At 28.8% G+C, this 20,210-nt stretch carries 23 protein-coding genes; 6 read left to right on the top strand and 17 right to left on the bottom strand.

What is annotated here, in order from left to right:
- Positions 1-50: 50 nt before the first annotated feature.
- Both HMPREF3131_RS09595 and sosA read right to left on the bottom strand, forming a co-directional pair.
- Positions 51-290 (bottom strand): DUF896 domain-containing protein, encoded by a 240-nt coding sequence (locus HMPREF3131_RS09595; RefSeq protein ID WP_017174665.1) that lies wholly within the window; start codon positions 288-290, stop codon positions 51-53.
- 185 nt (positions 291-475) lie between these two features.
- Positions 476-709 (bottom strand): DNA damage-induced cell division inhibitor SosA, encoded by a 234-nt coding sequence (gene sosA / locus HMPREF3131_RS09590; RefSeq protein WP_017174664.1) that lies wholly within the window; start codon positions 707-709, stop codon positions 476-478.
- 143 nt (positions 710-852) lie between these two features.
- Between sosA and lexA the strand changes: the two genes are divergently transcribed.
- Complete coding sequence (gene lexA, locus HMPREF3131_RS09585; RefSeq protein ID WP_002449099.1) at positions 853-1,473, top strand: transcriptional repressor LexA; 621 nt, start codon at positions 853-855, stop codon at positions 1,471-1,473.
- Between the two features lie 205 nt (positions 1,474-1,678).
- Here the strand turns inward: lexA and HMPREF3131_RS09580 are convergent, their stop codons facing one another.
- The 4 genes from HMPREF3131_RS09580 to rpmG form a co-directional block, all read right to left on the bottom strand.
- Positions 1,679-2,704 (bottom strand): CAP domain-containing protein, encoded by a 1,026-nt coding sequence (locus tag HMPREF3131_RS09580; RefSeq protein ID WP_170076286.1) that lies wholly within the window; start codon positions 2,702-2,704, stop codon positions 1,679-1,681.
- Between the two features lie 14 nt (positions 2,705-2,718).
- Positions 2,719-3,696, bottom strand: a complete 978-nt coding sequence (gene guaC / locus HMPREF3131_RS09575) for a GMP reductase (protein WP_017174662.1) — start codon at positions 3,694-3,696, stop codon at positions 2,719-2,721.
- Positions 3,697-3,890: 194 nt separating this feature from the next.
- Positions 3,891-4,160 (bottom strand): 30S ribosomal protein S14, encoded by a 270-nt coding sequence (gene rpsN, locus HMPREF3131_RS09570; RefSeq protein ID WP_070436741.1) that lies wholly within the window; start codon positions 4,158-4,160, stop codon positions 3,891-3,893.
- A gap of 171 nt (positions 4,161-4,331) precedes the next feature.
- Complete coding sequence (gene rpmG, locus HMPREF3131_RS09565; RefSeq protein WP_001265708.1) at positions 4,332-4,481, bottom strand: 50S ribosomal protein L33; 150 nt, start codon at positions 4,479-4,481, stop codon at positions 4,332-4,334.
- A gap of 249 nt (positions 4,482-4,730) precedes the next feature.
- Here rpmG and HMPREF3131_RS09560 point away from each other — a divergent pair, with 249 nt between their 5' ends.
- Both HMPREF3131_RS09560 and HMPREF3131_RS09555 read left to right on the top strand, forming a co-directional pair.
- The gene (locus HMPREF3131_RS09560; RefSeq protein ID WP_019835492.1) at positions 4,731-6,179 is read left to right on the top strand and encodes an amino acid permease; all 1,449 of its coding nucleotides are present in this window, start codon (positions 4,731-4,733) and stop codon (positions 6,177-6,179) included.
- Between the two features lie 136 nt (positions 6,180-6,315).
- Positions 6,316-6,630 (top strand): hypothetical protein, encoded by a 315-nt coding sequence (locus HMPREF3131_RS09555; protein ID WP_070436739.1) that lies wholly within the window; start codon positions 6,316-6,318, stop codon positions 6,628-6,630.
- A gap of 83 nt (positions 6,631-6,713) precedes the next feature.
- Here the strand turns inward: HMPREF3131_RS09555 and HMPREF3131_RS09550 are convergent, their stop codons facing one another.
- From HMPREF3131_RS09550 to HMPREF3131_RS09535, 4 genes are read right to left on the bottom strand one after another with little or no spacing between them, the layout of a single operon-like run.
- Positions 6,714-7,517 carry a Cof-type HAD-IIB family hydrolase gene (locus HMPREF3131_RS09550; protein ID WP_070436737.1) on the bottom strand — a complete coding sequence of 268 codons (804 nt, stop codon included), beginning with the start codon at positions 7,515-7,517 and terminating at the stop codon, positions 6,714-6,716.
- A 50-nt stretch (positions 7,518-7,567) separates the two neighbouring features.
- The gene (gene thrB, locus HMPREF3131_RS09545) at positions 7,568-8,485 is read right to left on the bottom strand and encodes a homoserine kinase (RefSeq protein WP_070436735.1); all 918 of its coding nucleotides are present in this window, start codon (positions 8,483-8,485) and stop codon (positions 7,568-7,570) included.
- A 1-nt stretch (position 8,486) separates the two neighbouring features.
- Positions 8,487-9,548 (bottom strand): threonine synthase, encoded by a 1,062-nt coding sequence (thrC, locus tag HMPREF3131_RS09540; RefSeq protein ID WP_070436733.1) that lies wholly within the window; start codon positions 9,546-9,548, stop codon positions 8,487-8,489.
- Positions 9,549-9,553: 5 nt separating this feature from the next.
- Positions 9,554-10,831: a homoserine dehydrogenase gene (locus HMPREF3131_RS09535; protein ID WP_070436731.1), complete on the bottom strand. Its 1,278-nt coding sequence runs from the start codon at positions 10,829-10,831 to the stop codon at positions 9,554-9,556.
- Between the two features lie 199 nt (positions 10,832-11,030).
- Here HMPREF3131_RS09535 and HMPREF3131_RS09530 point away from each other — a divergent pair, with 199 nt between their 5' ends.
- Positions 11,031-12,410 carry an aspartate kinase gene (locus HMPREF3131_RS09530; RefSeq protein ID WP_070436729.1) on the top strand — a complete coding sequence of 460 codons (1,380 nt, stop codon included), beginning with the start codon at positions 11,031-11,033 and terminating at the stop codon, positions 12,408-12,410.
- Positions 12,411-12,461: 51 nt separating this feature from the next.
- On the opposite strand, the gene HMPREF3131_RS09525 is transcribed toward HMPREF3131_RS09530, so the two are convergent.
- Entirely contained in the window at positions 12,462-13,043 is a 582-nt protein-coding gene (locus HMPREF3131_RS09525; protein WP_070436727.1) for a hypothetical protein, read from the bottom strand.
- A 318-nt stretch (positions 13,044-13,361) separates the two neighbouring features.
- Between HMPREF3131_RS09525 and HMPREF3131_RS09520 the strand changes: the two genes are divergently transcribed.
- A complete protein-coding gene (locus tag HMPREF3131_RS09520) occupies positions 13,362-14,219 on the top strand; it encodes a hypothetical protein (protein WP_049382340.1) in 858 nt (285 codons plus the stop codon).
- 51 nt (positions 14,220-14,270) lie between these two features.
- Here the strand turns inward: HMPREF3131_RS09520 and HMPREF3131_RS09515 are convergent, their stop codons facing one another.
- A complete protein-coding gene (locus HMPREF3131_RS09515) occupies positions 14,271-14,816 on the bottom strand; it encodes a thermonuclease NucI (protein ID WP_049382339.1) in 546 nt (181 codons plus the stop codon).
- A gap of 168 nt (positions 14,817-14,984) precedes the next feature.
- On the opposite strand from HMPREF3131_RS09515, the gene HMPREF3131_RS09510 reads away from it, so the two are divergent.
- Positions 14,985-15,176: a hypothetical protein gene (locus HMPREF3131_RS09510; RefSeq protein WP_017174651.1), complete on the top strand. Its 192-nt coding sequence runs from the start codon at positions 14,985-14,987 to the stop codon at positions 15,174-15,176.
- Between the two features lie 105 nt (positions 15,177-15,281).
- Here HMPREF3131_RS09510 and HMPREF3131_RS09505 read toward each other — a convergent pair whose 3' ends face one another.
- The 5 genes from HMPREF3131_RS09505 to cls form a co-directional block, all read right to left on the bottom strand.
- Positions 15,282-15,884, bottom strand: coding sequence for a response regulator transcription factor (locus HMPREF3131_RS09505; RefSeq protein ID WP_070436725.1), 603 nt, complete (start codon positions 15,882-15,884; stop codon positions 15,282-15,284).
- Positions 15,881-16,975 carry a sensor histidine kinase gene (locus HMPREF3131_RS09500; protein ID WP_070436723.1) on the bottom strand — a complete coding sequence of 365 codons (1,095 nt, stop codon included), beginning with the start codon at positions 16,973-16,975 and terminating at the stop codon, positions 15,881-15,883. Before HMPREF3131_RS09500 ends, HMPREF3131_RS09505 begins: the two co-directional genes overlap by 4 nt.
- Entirely contained in the window at positions 16,976-17,710 is a 735-nt protein-coding gene (locus HMPREF3131_RS09495) for an ABC transporter permease (RefSeq protein ID WP_070436721.1), read from the bottom strand.
- On the bottom strand, positions 17,703-18,581 hold the full coding sequence (locus HMPREF3131_RS09490) for an ABC transporter ATP-binding protein (protein WP_049379236.1): 879 nt from the start codon (positions 18,579-18,581) through the stop codon (positions 17,703-17,705). Before HMPREF3131_RS09490 ends, HMPREF3131_RS09495 begins: the two co-directional genes overlap by 8 nt.
- 142 nt (positions 18,582-18,723) lie before the next feature.
- Positions 18,724-20,205, bottom strand: a complete 1,482-nt coding sequence (gene cls, locus HMPREF3131_RS09485) for a cardiolipin synthase (protein WP_017174646.1) — start codon at positions 20,203-20,205, stop codon at positions 18,724-18,726.
- Between the last annotated feature and the right edge of the window lie 5 nt (positions 20,206-20,210).

Below are 20,210 nucleotides of genomic sequence, written 5' to 3'. Positions count from 1 at the left end.
AAATATAGTAAATGATAAGATTATAATGTTAATGATTAAAATGTTATTAACTATTGATCATTCTTTTTACTTTCTTGAATTTTTTTAAGTTTTTCCGGCGTTACATCGTTACCTTCTGGATCAATGACTTTGGTACTTTCAATTTGTTGTTTAAATCCTTCTCTAAAAGAATCTAAATATTGTTTACGCAACTTAGATTGCTCTTTTGCTTCAGCTTCTGTTAAACCTTGCTCTTTTTTCTTTTTTGCTAATTCATTAATTCTATCTATATTTAAATTATTATTTGACATGTCATCACACTTCCTATTCTTTTCTTTAATACATATAAAATACTTAATTAATATAACAAAAAGAGACATAGATAAAAAATCTAAGCATCATAAACTCTTTCTAAAATAAATGAAGTATTTTTATATAATACTTCATATTCCCATTTCTTAGAAGTAATAACTTTTTATCTATATCTCTTAAATATTTATTTAACTAAGGCGAACACTTTATAGTCTGTTTGTTCTGTATTATCGGGTATATCGTTCTTATAATCATCGTTTAAAATCGCTTTTTTAGGGATCGTATGATCGGTAATTTCGTACATGTGTTCCGTATGAGCGTTCTGATATAAGTTAGTAAAAAACACCAGAAAAACGATGCAAGATACTACTAGAACAATTATATTTTTAATGATATTACTAGTATAATTACTAAGCATTTATTTTCACTCCTAGAACATTTGTTTGTATAAATACTTTAACAGAACGAGTGGTCCTAGTCAATAGTATTACGAACAAATGTTTGTTTAAAAAATCAAAAAATGCTATACTATATTAAAATAAACTTAGGGAGTGCCTATATATGAGAGAGTTAACTAAAAGACAAAGTGAGATTTATGATTATATTAAACATGTTGTTCAAATAAAAGGTTATCCACCAAGTGTAAGAGAGATTGGTGAAGCTGTTGGTCTTGCTTCAAGTTCAACTGTGCATGGTCATTTATCTAGATTAGAAGAAAAAGGATATATTAGAAGAGATCCTACTAAACCTAGAGCAATTGAAATCGTGAGTGATCAAAATAATGATATGACTAGAGAAGAAACTATCTATGTTCCTGTTATCGGTAAAGTTACAGCTGGAGTTCCAATTACAGCAGTAGAGAATATAGAAGAATACTTTCCATTACCAGAACATTTAACATCCACACACAATAGTGATGTGTTTATTTTAAATGTTATCGGTGAAAGTATGATTGAAGCGGGTATTTTAGACGGAGATAAAGTAATTGTAAGAAGCCAAACTATTGCTGAAAATGGAGATATTATCGTAGCAATGACTGAAGATGATGAAGCTACTGTAAAACGTTTTTTTAAAGAAAAAAATCGATATCGTTTACAACCAGAAAATAGTGCTATGAGTCCTATTTACTTAGATAATGTAACAGTTATCGGTAAAGTTATTGGTCTTTATAGAGAATTGTAGTTTATCTCTTGTTTGTTACGTTAAAATCTCTTATATATATGTTTAATATACAAAAAACTAGAAGTGCCTAAGCACTTCTAGTTTTATTTTTTATTTAAAATCTCTTTAACTTTATCAAGTATATCTTTTTTCTTATTTTTCTTTGTAGGCATAATATCAACTTCCTTGCAAAAAGAACATACCCCTATATATTATAAATCAAACATTATCCAGCATAGTTTTCTGTCCAAAATGGTTGTCGCTTATTATTAAAATCTACACCTACACCTAATGTATTAACGTGCGTATTTAAAATATTTTCCCGATGTCCTAGAGAATTCATAAGTCCTTCGTGAGCATAAATACTACTTTGTTGACCATAAGCTAAATTTTCAGCAGCAGCATTAAATTGTATACCATCACGTTTCATTCTATCGAAAGGTGAATGACCATTTAAATCAGTATGCTCAAAATAATTATTTTTAACCATATCTTCACTATGTTTTCTTGCAGTATTAGATATTTTTTTAGAGTAATCCAATGTATTTAATCCGTGTTGTTTTCTTTCTGCATTAACTAAATCAAAGTTTTGATATTCAAAGCTTTTTTCTAGCGTTGTAGATGGTGCACCATATTGCTTTTGTAATCGGTTTTCCATCGATTCACTCACTTGCAACAACCCTGTTAAGTTATTTTTATTATGTTTATCGTAAAATGCAGTTGTATAAATGTGATCTTTATAAAAAACATCATATTCATCATTTTTTACAACAAAACGATAACGTCCTTTTGCAATTTTATCTACTGGTTTACCAAGACGTTGTTCAACCACTTTTTTAGGGGTATTATATTTAATTTTAGATTTAGAAGTTATAATGTTTTGATTACTAAATAAAGCATTAACTTTATTATTAATATAACTTACCATTAAAAAATTTTGATAATCATCATTATAATAAGTGTACCATTTTGTACCATATTCATTTGAAGTCACTCTTTTTGGTCGCCCTATCTTATTTTCTACTTCCTTTTGTGACATATTTAATTGAATATTATTAACTGCGAATTCTTGTTTTTTTGGAACTTTAAGCACATTATTTTTATAGCTTGTATCTTCATTTAATAAAACTTCTACTTTATCTCTTACATTATTTTGCAAATGAATAAAAAACTGGTTTTCTTCGATAGGCTTTATAATGATAAATAACAGAAATATTGCAGTAAATAAAAGGAACCTTTTAATAAACTTCACCTACTAAATATATATTAATCTCTATCACCATTAAAAATTGAGTTTCTTACAATAACATAGTCAACAGTAGTTAGTGATTTTAAATCTTTGCCACCAGCATAGGAAATTGAACTTTGAAGATCTTGTTGCATTTCAACTAAGGTATCTTTTAATGAACCTTTATGTTCCACAAACATTTTCTTCCCTTCAACATTCTTATGTTCTCCTTTTTGGAATTCGGAAGCACTACCAAAATATTCTTTATAACGTTTACCATCTAACTCAACTGTTTTGCCAGGAGATTCTTCATGCGCTGCAAATAATGAACCAATCATAACCATAGTGGCTCCAAAACGAATAGATTTCGCGATATCACCATGTGTTCTAATACCTCCATCAGCAATAATTGGTTTACGTGCAGCTTTACTACAAATGTTTAATGCAGCTAATTGCCATCCTCCTGTACCAAATCCAGTTTTAATTTTAGTAATACACACTCGTCCTGGTCCTATACCAACTTTAGTAGCATCTGCACCAGCATTTTCTAATTCTCTTACTCCCTCAGGCGTTCCTACATTACCAGCAATAACAAATGATTGAGGAATATGTTTTTTAATATGTTTAATCATATTAATAACCGAATTAGCATGACCATGGGCGATATCAATTGTAATATATTCAGGTATTAAATGCTCAGTTTTTAATTTTTCTATAAATTCAAATTCAGTTTCCTTTACACCCACTGAAATAGAAGCGAAAAGTCCTTTATTTTGCATTTTTTTTATAAAAGGTATGCGACCTGCTTCATCAAAACGATGCATAATATAAAAATAATCATTTTCTGCAAACCATTCAGCTAAAGATTCATTCATAACTGTTTGCATATTAGCAGGAACCACTGGCAACTTAAAAGTTTTAGGTCCAAATTGTACAGTTGTATCACATTCAGATCTACTATTAACAATACATTTATTTGGAATTAATTGAATATCTTCATAATCAAAAATTTTCATACTTTAAATTTCCCCTATACATTAAAAATTAAAAAGACACTGTAGACATAAATAAAATATCTGACGCTTTAAAAAATCATTTATAACGTAATCTAGAGCGAGAAATCACCTTTTCCTCGCTCTTATTATTTATATCCTTATATACTTTACAATTTTTTAAATACAATGTAAATGGACTAAAGTATTAGTTTCAGTTACCAACTAGATTTTTTCACACCAGGAATTTGACCTTTATAAGCATGTTCCCGAAATGCAATTCTAGACATTTCAAATTTTCTCATTACACCTCTTGGGCGTCCTGTAACTTTGCATCTTCTTGTTAAACGAGTTGGAGATGAATCTCTTGGCAATTTTTTTAATGCTTTATAATCTTCTTTTTCTTTCAGTTCTTTACGTAATTCATAATATTGATTTACTAATTTTTCTCTTTTTAATTCTTTAGCTATTTTAGATTTTTTAGCCATATAATATCTCCTTTTTATAAATCGTAATAATTACGTTTTATATCTTAACATACTTTTAAAAAATTACAAAGACAATTATTTTAAAATTAAAAGACTCACACATGTTATTCATCTTAAACATGTATGAGTCTATAATAGTTTATCTTTTTGTCGTATTTAAAAGATAAGGAATTATTTAGTTTCACGGTGTAGCGTGTATTTATTTAATCTTGGGCAATATTTTTTCATTTCAATACGCTCAGGGTTATTACGTTTATTTTTTGTTGTAATATAATTACGATCGCCACATTCAGTGCAAGCTAAAGTTACATTAACGCGCATCAATAACATCCTTTCTTGTTATATATAATTAGGAATTCTTACGATTTAAAATTCTATCATATCCTTTATTTTTACGCAATAAGTTTCTTTTAATTTAATCAGTTTCCTTCTACGTACCAAAAACTAATCGTTTTAAAAAATCAGAAAATTTAAAATTTTTAAAACAAATTGTTCAAAAGTTATTGAATACTTGACCTAAAACGATTAAAATGATTTGTATATTTTAAATTTTAATTTAGGAGATATTATATGGAAGATAACAATATGAAACGCGGTCTTAAGTCAAGACACATATCTATGATTGCTATCGGAGGCGCAATAGGTACTGGACTTTTTGTTGCTACAGGTAGTGTCGTTTCTCAGGCAGGACCTGGAGGAGCTATCTTAGCTTATTTATTGATAGGAATCATGCTTTATTTTTTAATGTCGTCTATTGGAGAACTTGCTACATTTTATCCTGTATCTGGTTCGTTTAGTTCATATGCTACCCGTTTCATTGATCCGTCTATCGGTTTTACAATGGGATGGTTGTATTACATTCTATGGTCTTTAGTATCAAGCGTTGATGTAATGGTAGCTTCTAATGTTTTATTTTATTGGGATGTATTTAAAATTTTCAGTCCTCTGGTATGGAGTTTAATTTTTATAACGATTATATTCCTATTAAATATCTTTACTGTTAAAGCATTTGGCGAAACAGAATTTTGGTTATCATTAATTAAAGTAATCACAATTATTGTATTTATTGTTGTTGGTATATTAATGATTTTTGGTATTCTTGGTGGACATACATATGGATTCGAGAATTATACCAAAGGTGAAGCACCTTTTGTAGGTGGTTTATCTGGTTTCTTAGCAGTATTACTTGTAGCAGGATTTTCTGTGGGTGGTACGGAAGTTGTAGCTGTCACTGCAGGTGAATCTGATAATCCTGAAAAAACTATGCCAAGAGCTGTTAAGCAAGTATTTTGGAGAATTTTATTGTTTTATGTTTTATCTATTGTCGTCATTGCAGCTATTATTCCTTATACTGATCCTTTATTATTAAATAAAAATCAATCGGTATCTCAAAGTCCATTTACTATAGTTTTCGATCGAATCGGTATAGCATTTGCAGCATCAATTATTAATGCTGTCATTCTTACATCGTTACTATCTGCAGCGAATTCTGGAATGTATACAACAAGTAGAATGCTTTTCTCTTTGAGTGATGAAAAGCAAGCACCAAAGTTTTTAAGTAAATTAAATAATAAAACGAAATTACCGATGCGTTCAATAGTCACTACTTACATTTTAGTAGTAGCAATTATTATTCTAGCTAATTTCTATGCTAATGCAGTATTTAGCTTGTTAAATATCATTGGCTCTTTAGTAATTATTGTATGGGCAATAAGTGCATGGGCTCAAATACGTTTACGTAGAGGTATTAAACGTCAAGGCAAAGATATTAACACATTATTGCCTTACAAATCACCACTTTTCCCTCTAGGCCCTATCATTGTGTTTGCTACATTAATTTTCTTATACCTTGGTAATTCTATCGGTGATTTATTTAATGGTAATATAGGCGATTTTTTTGTTAATATCATGCCTTTAATTGTCTTAGCAATTATCTTTATCGTGCATAAATTGATTCGTAAAACTAAATTTGTAAAATTAGATCACATGGATCTTACAACCCATCATTATCATGATTAATATCATCGTTTATTTAGGAGTAGAATTAAATACAATTCTACTCCTATTTTTATTACTAAACATAATATGTATATTTTCTAATAATCGTTTATTTTGTATAATGAGTATAACGATAACGACTTAGAGGTGACTGAGTATGGTAGGTCAAACAAATTTATTTGATGACGTAATAAAGAGTGATGAACGTTTTGTTATTGTCGTACAATCTTTAGAAGAAAGAAATGGACAATTACTGAAACGTACATTGCGTGAGTATCCTAGTCTAACTCATGATCAAATGGAAAACTTATTTACACATTTAAAAGATGTATTTCGAGATGAGCCATTTCACGATAACCAATCTGCATATACAATAACAGTATATACAAATTTAGATTATGCAGCTGATCAAGTATATGCTCATGTAAAAAGAAATAAAGGTAAACATGACTGGACACATACTGCTAAATAATTAGTTATGATAATAAAAAAGAGGAAGCGAAACATGATTCAATACGAATTCATTCCGCTTCCTTTTTAATTTATATAAATGTTTTATAGCAATTCTTTAAGTGCTACTGGTATACCATTAGAATCATTATCTAATGTAACTTTATCTGCAATCTTTTTTAATTCTTCACTCGCATTTCCCATTGCTACAGCATATCCTACAACTTCAAACATTGATTGGTCATTGAGGCTATCTCCAAAACAAATCACTTCTGATAATGAAATATTTAACGTTTCACATAAAGCTTTAATTGCATTACCTTTAGAAACATCTTTAGCCATGAATTCCAAGAAGAAAGGTTTGCTCGTCGTCACATCAATATCAGAATTAAATGTTCCATTTAATTCGTTACGTGCTTTTGAAATATTTTCTTCATAATCAACGCCCATTGCTTTAGGTACATCAGACTGAATATACGCTTTAATATCATCCACTTGTTTCATAGGTAGACCAGTTAATTCTGATTCAATTTTACGATATTCATGTTCTGTATCAAAGATAATTTGTCCGTCTTGATACGTTAATGTTAAAAAGCCTTTTTCGCGACAATAATCTGTAATTTTATCAAAATGATCTTTAGTTACACTTTTACTTACTTCAATTTCTTCTGTTTTAGCGTTAATTGTTTTACCACCATTATAACTAACGATATAGCTTTGATAATGATCTAACTTTAATTCTTTAGCTACTGGAATCATTCCTTCAGTTGGTCTTCCAGAAGCTAAAACAATCTTATATCCTTCTTCTTGTAGTTGAATTAAATAGTCTTTGGTTTCAGGACTAACAACATTATCACTTGTCATTAAAGTGTCATCCATATCCATAACAATCATTTTATAGTTACTCATTTCTTAGTTGCTCTCCTTTCATTTTTGCTCTTATCTATTTTACAATAATTTTATGAAGGATACACAACTTCTTCAATAACACCTACATTATTAATTGTTGCATGTTCAGAATCGCAAGTTGTTATTTCTGATTTTAATGTTCTCACAAGTGCTCCACTTTTTTCTTTACGACTCAATGTCAATATCGTTGGACCTGCTCCACTAATCACTGTAGCATAAGCATCATATTTTTGGGATAGTACTTTTACTTTTTCAAATTCAGGAATCAAGTGTTGACGATAAGGTTCATGAAAACCATCTTGTGTCATCATTTTTCCGGCAAGGTCATAATTATGTTGAATTAATGCACAAATCATTGTATTGCTAATCGCACTATTTTGAACTGCCTTCTCATGAGAATAATTATCTGGAAGTACCCTACGTGAGTCTTCTGTTTTGAGTTCATATGTTGGGATAGTAAGAATTACATCTACATCAGGTATATCAATATGTGCCACATTTGTCTCTTTGGTTTCAGGATTATAATATCCTGCGAGTAATCCACCATAAATTGTAGGTGCTACATTATCAGGGTGCCCTTCTATTTCAGTAGCTAGTTGTAGTAATTCATACTTAGATAATTGAATATTACCGAAGTAGTTAGCGATATATAATGCTCCAACTAAAGCGGATGCAGATGATCCTAATCCTCTTGCTAATGGAATTTCACTTCTCATCGACACTTTTAAATTAGGTAAAGTTACATTATATTTTTCAGCTACTTGTTGTGCAACTTTATAGACATAATTACTTTTATCTTTCGGTAATGAGTCTAACTCTTCATTTAAATATTTAAATTCCCAGTTACTGCCTTCCGCTTCCTCAACATATAGGTATAAATATTTATTAATTGCCATACCAATAGAATCAAATCCTACTCCTAAGTTAGCAGTTGATGCAGGTATTTTCAGGTGAAGTGATGGCTTCATATTAAAATGTTCCTTTAATATAATTGATAATACTTTCTTTATTGTTTGGAAGCGGTTGAATTGGATTATCTAAAATTGAGATAGCAGTGTCTGGGTCTTTTAGTCCATTACCAGTTAATATTGCTACTACTTTTTTACCTTTCGGCAATTTTCCAGCACGTTGTAATTTGATTAAACCAGCAATTGAAGCATTACTTGCTGGTTCACTAAATACACCTTCTTTAGATGTCATTAATTGATATGCTTCTAAAATTTCATCATCAGTCACACTATCAATGAGGCCATTTGATTCTTCTAACGCAACAGTTGCTTTTTTCCAACTTGCTGGATTACCGATACGGATTGCTGTAGCGATTGTTTCAGGATTTTTAATAACTTTATTTTGAACAATTGGTGAGGCTCCTTCTGCTTGGAAACCAAATAATTGAGGAAGTTGACTTCCTTTTTTCTCATGATACTCTTTAAAGCCTTTCCAATAAGCAGTAATGTTTCCTGCGTTTCCTACTGGGATTGCTAGAACGTCTGGAGCTTCTTCTAATTGCTCCACAATTTCAAACGCACCTGTTTTTTGTCCTTCTATTCTAAATGGATTAACAGAATTTACTAATTCAATATCATCATCATTTTGTGCAATCTCTTTAACGATTTCTAATGCTTCATCGAAGTTACCTTCAATTGAGACAATTTCTGCACCATACATGACCGCTTGCGAAAGTTTACCTAAAGCAATCTTTCCTTCGGGAATCACTACAATTGCTTTTAAACCTGCACGTGCAGCATAAGCTGCTGCTGAGGCAGAAGTGTTTCCTGTTGAAGCACAAATCACTACTTTTTTACCTTGTTCTTTCGCTTTTGTTACAGCCATTACCATTCCTCTATCTTTAAAAGAACCGGTTGGATTAGCACCCTCATATTTAACATATAAATCAATATCTAGCATTTCTGATATATTAGCACAGTGAATCAGTGGTGTATGTCCTTCATTTAAAGTAAGTTTAGGTGTATCTTCATTCACCGGTAAATAATCTTTAAATTCTTCTACTAAACCTTGCCATCTTTTCATAATTATTAAACTCCTTCAACTGGATAAATTTTTTCAATGTTGTAATTTGCTTTACTAAGTAGTGATTCAGGTGATTGGTCTAATCCGATAACCACAACTCCATAAGAACTAGAATCACGTTGTTCTATTTGAAGTGATTTGTGGAATGGTAAATCTGATTTAAGTTGATCTTTAAGTTTATCAATTGATTCATCACTATGAATGACAACATAGTAATTTAATTTTTCTCCAATAGCAATTGCGTCACCATTATCCATTAATTCTCGAGTTTTATTTGTTTTTAATTCGAAATGAGGTGGAAGTGTATGTAAATTTGATTCAAAGAAGAGTGCTACATTTAATAAATCACTCACTACTGCGCTACCAGTAGCTAAGCTACCTGCTCCTTTACCATAAAACATTGTATCCCCTACAGCATCTCCAATAACGTAAATTGCATTGTATTCATTTTCTACTGCTGCAAGCTGATGTGATTTATGTATTAAGGTTGGTTCAACGGATGCATTAACTTCTCTATGATGATATGTACTTTTACCAATCAATTTAATCTTATAACCTAATTTGTCAGCTACATTAATATCAGATAATGTTGTTTTACTGATACCTTTTACTTTCACATCATTTAACTTAATTACTTGGTTAAATGATAAATAAGACGTAATCACTACTTTTCTAGCTGCATCAATACCTTCTACATCATCAGTAGGATCTGCTTCAGCAAATCCTAATCTTTGTGCTTCAGCAAGTGCATCTTCAAATGAAGTTTGTTCTCTCGTCATTTTTGAAAGAATAAAATTTGACGTACCATTTAAAATTCCCATAAATTTAGAGATATTATTAGCATTTAACCCATTATTAATCGCGTTAACAATGGGAATACCACCTGCAACACTTGCTTCAAATTTTAAGGCTACGCCTTGTTGTTCTGCTAGGTTCTCTAGTAATTCTAAATGCACAGCAAGTAGATCTTTGTTTGCTGTAATGACATGTTTTTTTCTTTTTAAAGATTCTCTTAACCAATCAACAGTTGGTTCAATTCCTCCCATTACTTCTATAATGATATCAATATCATCATCGTTTAAAATTTCATTAATGTCTTCTGTTAAATGATATTGACTAATATTAATAGGTCTTTTTTTAGTGGTATCTCTTACTAAAATATGTTTAATAACAATATCTTTATTTAGAGTATCTTTAATTTGTTGTCGATTTTCTTCAATAATTTTTACTACACCTGAGCCTACTGTTCCTAACCCTAGTAACGCGACGTTTAATTCCTTCATAATTTTTATCTTCCTCCCATTTGTATTATTGAGAAGTACAATTGTTTTATTGAAAAACACTTAAATTTATTATACTATTAAATCAAATTAGTTGAATAGGACTTTTAAAAGAAAAAGTGAATATGTAGATATATATTATCATGTAGTATCAGGAAATTAAATAGAATTTTCTGATTTTTTAGAAAGGTTGGTAAATTTTATGAAAGTTGCTAAGTTTGGTGGAAGTTCAGTTTCAAATGCAACACAAATTAAAAAAGTCCTAAATATTGTCAATGATGACCCAGACAGAAAAATTATTATTGTATCTGCACCTGGTAAAAGACATAAGAATGATGTTAAAACGACTGACTTACTTATTCGTTTATATGAAAAAGTAATCAATCAATTGGATTATCAAGATAAAAAAAGAGAGATTATTCAACGTTATGCAGATATTTTAGAAGAATTACATATGGAGTCTACACTCTTAGAAACAATAGATGAAACACTTGAAACAATCATTAAACAATTAAACGATAAGCATGATCGTTTATACGATGCATTGTTATCATGTGGTGAGAATTTTAATGCTCAACTTATCGCTAAATACAACGATTCACAAGGCATTAAAACAACATATCTCTCACCAAAAGATGCTGGTATCTTAGTAACTGACTTACCACAACAAGCACAAATTTTAGAAGACGCTTATGATAAAATTTATAAATTAAGAGAAATTGAAGGAAAAATTATTATTCCAGGTTTCTTTGGTGTTTCTAAACATAACTATGTTGTTACATTTCCGAGAGGCGGTTCGGATATCACAGGTGCAATCATAGCGCGTGGTATTAAAGCATCATTATATGAGAATTTTACAGATGTCTCTGGTATTTTTAAGGCAAATCCAAATGTAATTGAAAATCCTGAACTTATTGAAGAAATTACATATAGAGAAATGCGTGAGTTATCATATGCCGGCTTTAGTGTATTTCACGATGAAGCATTACAGCCTTTATATAAACATAGAATACCCGTAGTCACTAAAAACACAAATCATCCAGAGGACAAAGGAACCTTTATTCGTCATGATCGTGAAGTTACAGATAAAAATCAAATTATTGGCATTAGTTGCGATAAAGATTTCACAGTTATAAATATTAAGAAATACTTAATGAATAGACAAATTGGTTTTACAAGAAGAATTTTAGAAATATTAGAAGACTATCATATCTCTTTCGATCATATGCCATCAGGTATTGATAATATTAGTATTATAATGCGTTCTAATCAAATTAAAAACAAAGAGAATGAAGTATTGAGTGCGATTAGAAAAAAATGTGATATTGATGAATTAAGCATTGACCATGACCTTGCCATCTTAATGATTGTCGGTGAAGGAATGACTCAATCTGTCGGAACTGCTAACAAAATCACACATGCTCTAGCAGAATCAAAGATCAACCTAAAAATGATTAATCAGGGTGCTTCTGAAATTTCTATGATGTTTGGTATTTCAAGAGAAAATGCAGATAAAGCTGTGTTATCAACTTATGAGTATTGCTATCATGGTGTATGCTTAAAAAATTTATGTCCTAAATAACAATTACATAAAAAAATCTGAGACATCTATTTTGTCTCAGATTTTTTTATATTAAACTTTTTGTGTAAGTGCTTTTTTAATTTTATGCTCTCCCACTACCATTTTTAAAATTACAAATTGATAATAGCTTAAAGCATCTAAAACTGACTTATAATTGGCTTCTGAATTGTTTTGTTGATAATCTAGTAAATCATACATTAATACGATTTCAGGTTTGATATAATCGACATCCCAGGTTAATGAATGAAAATAAATACTATTTTTAGGTAATCGGATATTAGTGTTTAGTCTAAATATCCATTCCTCATTTATAACATCATAAATAAAAATACTTAAAATAACTTTATCATTATTAACAACGTTTATATGAGAAATAGATGGAATATCTAAATTATCTTTATCCATGTTATGATTGGACGTATCATAATATTTAAATGTATAACTTGAAGGAATAACTTTTAAAACCTCTACTATTCGTTTTCTTTCTACACAAATATCGACTTTCGAAGGTAATTCAAAAAGTTCATTTAAAAATAGTTGAATAGCAACTTCACCGTGAAATTTGAATGCTGTACGGCATTGATTTTTTAATATTCCAACTAGTTCTTCTACATGATTTTGGTGATGATACATACAACTGTCCTCCTTAAAGGGAACGCTTTCATAAGTTAATTATACAGACACAATTTAATGTTTTCAATTTTTAATTTGTGAAAAATTTGTAAACCTTCTAACTCTTCTTTAGGGTATGAGATATAATTTTACACAATTTTATATTTATAATAATGAATAAATTATATCCTGTTATTATGTTCTTTTTCAACTTAAATTATCATTTTTTGTTTATTGAACAATAAATATATTTTGTTTATAATTAATTATTGATTTCTATAGAAAATTAATTTAATCATTAATCTTCTAATTTACAAATATTAAACAGGAGGTGAGCATATGACACATACGATTATTCTAATTATTATTATTGTTATTCTTATACTTGCATTTGTACTCAATCAAAGATACATGCAAGATAGAATAGATACTGAAGTTTACGCTAAAAATCAAATGGTCTCTAAAAATTCTTTACTCAGTAAAGAAAATTTAGAACTTAAAAATAAAATATTAAGTTCTAATAACGAGATTAGTCCTCATTCCAAACGTAATGCTAAACGTGAATTACAAGATATCTTAGACCGTTTTAAAGCTTCAGGAAAATTAAAATATTATAATATTATTACGACTAGTAATTTAGCTACTAAACATCCACTGTTTGAGTATGCAAGAACATTTGACTATATAGTTGTGTCTGACGTAGGTCTTATTAATATTGACGTTAAAAGTTGGAAACAAAAAACATTTTATCATTTTGATTTACCTACTTCTGATCACTTAGAGGGTGATAATCAAAGTGTAGAACAAATTGTAGGGCATTATATTAGTAAACAATATCATAGTCAATTTGATTCAAATCGTAATGAAATATATACTTTTATTGAAAAAATTCAAAACAATCGAGTTATCTATGAGTTTTATCAACATGACCCTTATGAACAAGCCGCTATTAACGCAAAAATCTTAAAAGATGGCATTGAAAAATATTTTAATCATAAAGTTCAAAGTATTGGTGTCATTTATTTTAGTGATGGTAGTGTTAATATAATTGAAGGTGCTGAAGAAAGAGAGAAATATATTGATACAGTATCCACTAAATCTTCTTTAGAATCTGTTATTAATAATGCTATTGAATTATCTAAACACCCTCTATCTGAAACTCAAGTTAATACTATTGTTGAAAACTTTCATAACTAAAAAATGAGTATGGGAGAACATTCGTCAAGAATGTTCTCCCATACTCATTTTTTAACTCCAAAGATTCACTTTATCTTTTTTAGCTTGCTGTTCATCTTTTTCAAATGTACTTCTATATTTACCATTAGGTGAGAAGTATTTTTCACGAGCTAATCCTTTTTTAACTAATTCTTCGTTATACATTGTTTTTTCATCTAACCATACATAGGCTAATGTACGACCATAACGGTCTTCTTTTTCCTTATCATATTCTAAGTACACATCTTTATTATTTAAATGTTGTTTGCTGTAATTAGAAGCTTCTTTCCCATAAGGTTGAACTGGTGTGTTAGGTTTAACCGTTTCTGGTGTATCAACACCAATTAAACGTACCTTAATTTGCTCACCATTTGATTTCTTAGCCGCAAATGTATCTCCATCTACAACCCGATCAACGTGGACTTTCTCTTTTCCTTTAAGTTCTGTCTGTGTTGAATTAGATGAAGAATGTTGACTATCGTCTTTAAATGGCCCTGTATGATTTAAAAATTGAAATGCTAATACGCCAATAACAATGATAGCAAGAACAATTATTGTTAAATTTTTCTTTGAATTCATAGGTGCCTCCTATATTATATTTTTAATACTCAAATATAATATATAATATGCATTTAATAATCAATCAATACTTTCGACCTAAAAAGTCTACCTATATTGAATTTATTTTCAAAAAATGATTAATTGATATTCAACATGATATAATTATACATGTTAGGAGTGAAATACATGAGCGAACGTAATGAAAATTTAGTCACGATGATTGCTGTCGTAATTGCTATTATCGTTGGCGTTATTTTACAAATCGTTTATAAACTGCCTATTATTGTTTCGGTTGTTATAGCAGTATTGTTAGGCATTTTAGTTGGATTTATTGTTTATATTATTCAAAGTATTATACGTAAACGAAAAGGTAAATAAGGGAGTATCATACAATGTCACTCTCAATAAAAGATTGAATTGAAAACATTAAATATCATTCAATTCAGTCTTTTTTATACATTATTTAAATATTTTTCTTACTTTTTATATCCAGCCTTTTTCCTTTGCTTTCTTCCAAGCATTAAATCGATTCTCTGCATTTAATTTATCAATTATATTAGACGTATAATTTCTCACTGTCCCATCTGAAAGATAAAGTTTTTCTGCAATGTCTTTACTACTTAAATTATCTCCAATTTCACGTAATACCACTTGTTCTTTATGTGTTAAGGGATTAGATTCTTTGAATAAAGTAGTCATTAATGAAGTACTATATTCCTTTTCACCATTCATGACATGTTTAATAGTTTGTATTAAATCTTCTACGGAACGTTCTTTTAATACATAAGCATCTACTTCATTTGCCACAGCTTTTTCAAAATAACCTGGTCTTTTAAATGTAGTTACAATTATTACTTTAGTATCAATTTTAAATTCTCTTATTTTAGATAATACTTCTAAACCTGTTAGCCCTGACATTTCGATATCTAAAATTGCAATATCTGGATGATATTTTTCAATAAACTTAAATGCGTCACCCCCATTATCACAATCATTAACTACTTTCATTTGATCGTTAAATTCAATCAGTTGAACCATCGCTTTTCTCAACATATATTGATCTTCAGCTATTATAATGCTAATCATTTAATATCCTCTCTTGGTATCATAATACGTATATGCATACCATTTTTAGATTTAATTTCTAATTTTCCTTTAAGAAGTTGAACTCTATTTTCTATACTTTTTAATTTAAAGTCTTCAGTGGTGTTACAACCTTTTCCATTATCTTGAATAATTAGGTATAGATTATTATCTTCTTGTATCATTTCACAATAAATCTTACTAGCCTTTGCATGTTTAATGACATTATTGATTGCTTCTCTCAAAATCATTGATAGTATCGATTGCTTTGTTGGAGTTAAAACATTTACCTTTCTTATATTTTTTAATTCAAATTGAATGTTTGCATCTTTTAAAACATTTTTTATGGATTGAACTTCCTCTTCAAAACTTTGAGATTTTAAATTTTCAATAATATTTCTTACCTTAATTAAGGTATCTTTAGATATCTGATTAATCGCCAATATTTCATTTTTAGCTTTTTCTTGATCTTTATCAATCAACTTATATGCCAATTCTGATTTTAAACTAAGACTTACAAATACATGACCTAGTGTATCATGTAAATCTTGCCCTATACGTTGACGTTCTTGTTCTGCAATTAATGTATTAATATACTTATTTTTCTCTTCTATTTCTTTTTTTAATGCTTCATCTTTTTTAGTTTTAAAATTTCCTAAAGTAATAATTAAAATAACTAAATAAAAGATAACTAATACAGTTATATATTGTATTTGATAAATACTTGTAATTATAAGACATAAAAATATTGCAATTATAAATGTGATAAATTCTTTTGACTTAATTGTTACTTCAAACATAAAAGGTAATGCAAATGCGCTAAAGAAAAAGAATAAGCTATTCATTGGATTAATTGCATAAACAAAATATATAATTCCTACATAATGAACCACTAATAGGCTATATATTACGTTATTGTTAAATCGATAATAATATATTACTAACATAAGATATGACACAATAAAAATAGCTAAAACAATTAAATATACAGTTTGAGAACCTCGTTTTTCATTAAAGATACTTATAATTGGAAATAACAAATATATAAGCGTTGATAGCTCTCCTAATCTAACGTTCCATTTTCTTTTTTTCATCTAACTCACTTCTTTTCTGTGATTGATCCACACTGTAATAATTAAAAATAGTATACTATATACAATTAAAATAAATAATGAAGTAATATTTAAACCTTGATTTTTAGCTAACTCTAATGCAAAATTTTTCAAATGATATGTTGGAGTAATATTTGAAATTCTTTGTAACCAACTCGGAAATGTTTGAATTGGAAACCACAATCCTCCTAATATCGCTAATACCATATTAACTATATTGGCTATACTACTTGCTTTTTGTGTTTCATTAAATTGAGCAATGATTAGTCCTAATGTTAAAAATAAACTTGCACCTATCCATAATGAAACACCTGAAAGCAACCATTGTTGTATACTCATATTTACGTGTTTATATAGATGAGCAACAGTAAAAATCAAAATAATAGCCAATAAAAATAACAATATTGTTTTTATCATTTTAGTAGTAAAATAGGTTTTACTAGATAAAGGCGTTACCATTAATCGTTTAAACCAACCTGTGTTTCTTTCTTCAATAATCTCTATAGGAAATTGCATTAAACAAAAACTCATCAAGCTAAACACTGTCATACTATACATATATTCTTTATAGAACTGCTGTTTCGCCTCTTCTGGTAAGTCTAGTAAAGAAGTAAATAATAAATAAAAGCCTACCGGTAATATGATTGATAAGAATGTTGTTAGTTTCTTTCGAAAAATAATTTTAAATTCTGTTTTTAATAAAGTGATATTATTCATTTTTAGTCCCTCCCCCTTTTACATCAGCAAATAAAATTGTTTCTAACAATGTTTGCTTTTCAATAGTCATGTCATTTAAATTTATATTTAATTTTTCCAAATAATATATTACTTTCTTAACATCAGATGTTTTAATTTTTAAAATAGTATCTTCAATTTTTACATCAAAATAATTTGTTAAATTCTGTAAATTATTGTCTACTGTATTTGGTACTTTAATTATTGAATATTGTTGGTTGGTTAATATATTTCTAGGTGAATCATTTAACTTAATAATGCCTTGATCAAGAAATATAACTTTATCTGCCATTCGTTCTACTTCTTCAATATAATGAGAAGTATAAAAAATAGATACATTTTCTTTTTTTAATTTCCCTATCATTGTCCAGAAATGTTCTCGCATTTCAACATCCATAGCTGCAGTAGGTTCATCTAAAATGAGAAGCTTTGGTTTTCCTATTAAACATAACCCAAAATCTAATATTCGTTGTTGTCCACCAGATAAGTGATTTGCATACAGATTCAATTGGCTATCATTCAATTTTGTAATTTTTTTAAATTCATCTATCGAAATTGCATCCTTGTATAGTTGACAAAATAATTTATATAATTCTTTTACTTTTATTAACCTAGGAAAAGACGTTTTTTGAAATAATACACCAATATGATTTAAATTTAATAAATGATCTATATCTATAATTTCTCCCGTTTCTGCTTTCAAATGATTAATTAAAATATTAATTAAAGTTGATTTTCCGGCTCCATTTTTTCCTATTAATGCAGTACTCATACCCTTTTCTATATTTAGTGATATATTTTTCAATACTGTTTTTCCATTATATTTTTTGGATAAATGTCGAATTTGAATCATAACTCATCACTTCCTTTTGTTAATATAAATAATTTATCAACAAACAAGTTATAATTTCAGATAAAAATGTCACTATTTTCAAATGACATTTGTCACATTAATAAAACCGACAAAGCACAAAGCTTTGTCGGTTTTATTATTTTTACAAGATTGGTGATAATAATTTGGCAATATCTTCTTTGAATTTAATTGATAAAGGTCGTTTTTTATATTTCTCAAGTGTAAGTTGTTTAGATTTTTTTATATCTTCTTTATACGCCTCTTTTAACTTCTTAGCTAATTGTTCATCATATACGAATGCATTAACTTCAAAGTTCAATACAAAACTTCTGTAGTCCATATTAGATGAACCTACACTACTGACTTCATCATCAATCATTAACATTTTAGAATGTATAAATCCATTTTGATACGTATACACTTTTACTCCATATTCAAGCAATTCAGCAACATTTGAAAATGTAGACCAGTAGACAAATGGATGATCCGGTTTACATGGAATCATTATGTTAACATCAACACCAGTATTTGCTGCCATTTTCAATGCATTAATGTAAGATCGATCTGGTATAAAGTAAGGTGTTTGAATATAAATAGATTTTTTCGCACTCATAATCATTTTGGTATATCCAAACTCAATTTGGTGTAATTCATATGCAGGTCCACTTGAACCAATTTGAATGGCTGAATGACCATCCTGTACTTTCTTTTTAGGAAAATACTTATCATCATATTCAAATTGTGGACGATGTGCTTGAGAGTTCCAATCAAGAATAAACCTAATTTGAAGTGCATTTACAACATCACCTTGTACTCTTAAATGCGTATCTCTCCAGTATCCTAGTTTACCTAAACCTAAATAATCGTCACCTACATTAAATCCACCAATATACCCGATTTGACCATCAATAACAATAATCTTACGATGGTTACGATTATTCATTCTAAAGTTAATAATTGGTAGTTTAGATGCAAAAAATGCTTCTACCTCTCCACCTAATGATTCAAAATGTTTAAATTTGTGACGTTTTAAATTTTTTGAACCCACATCATCGTAAAGTAATTTAACTTCTAAACCTTCTTTTAACTTTGTTTCTAGGGCATCGATAATTCGTTTTCCTAGACCATCGATTTCAAATCCAAAGTACTCTAAATGTATGTAATCTTTCGCATTATAAATATCTTCGAGTACTTTGTCATATAATTCATGACCATCAATAAATAAATCAATTTTATTGTCTTCAGTAATAAAAGCATCTTGTTTCTTTAATAGCATTCTTGCCATATCTTGATGATTTTGTAGCTGCTTGTTTTCTGTATGATAGTTGTAATGATCAATTTTATGAGCTTGTTCATCAATCAAATCTTTATAAACATCTAGCTCTTTACCATTATTTTTTTCCATTTTTCTTTTTGAAACAGTTCTACCGAAAAATAGATAAAGAATAAATCCAAGCACTGGTAATACAAATAATACAAATATCCAGGCCCATGTTGAAGATGCACTACGTCTGTTACGCTCTAAAAAAATTAAAATAAAAGCCAACACTAAATTGCCTAAAAATCCAAGCACTAAAATTATATTCAATATTGTGCCAATTTTAGGGCCAAAAAGACTTATCATAATTC

Origin of the sequence: Staphylococcus sp. HMSC14C01 (genome assembly GCF_001808085.1) — a bacterium.
GTDB classification, from domain to species: Bacteria; Bacillota; Bacilli; order Staphylococcales; family Staphylococcaceae; genus Staphylococcus; species Staphylococcus hominis.
This window is presented reverse-complemented; position numbering and strand designations above follow the sequence as displayed.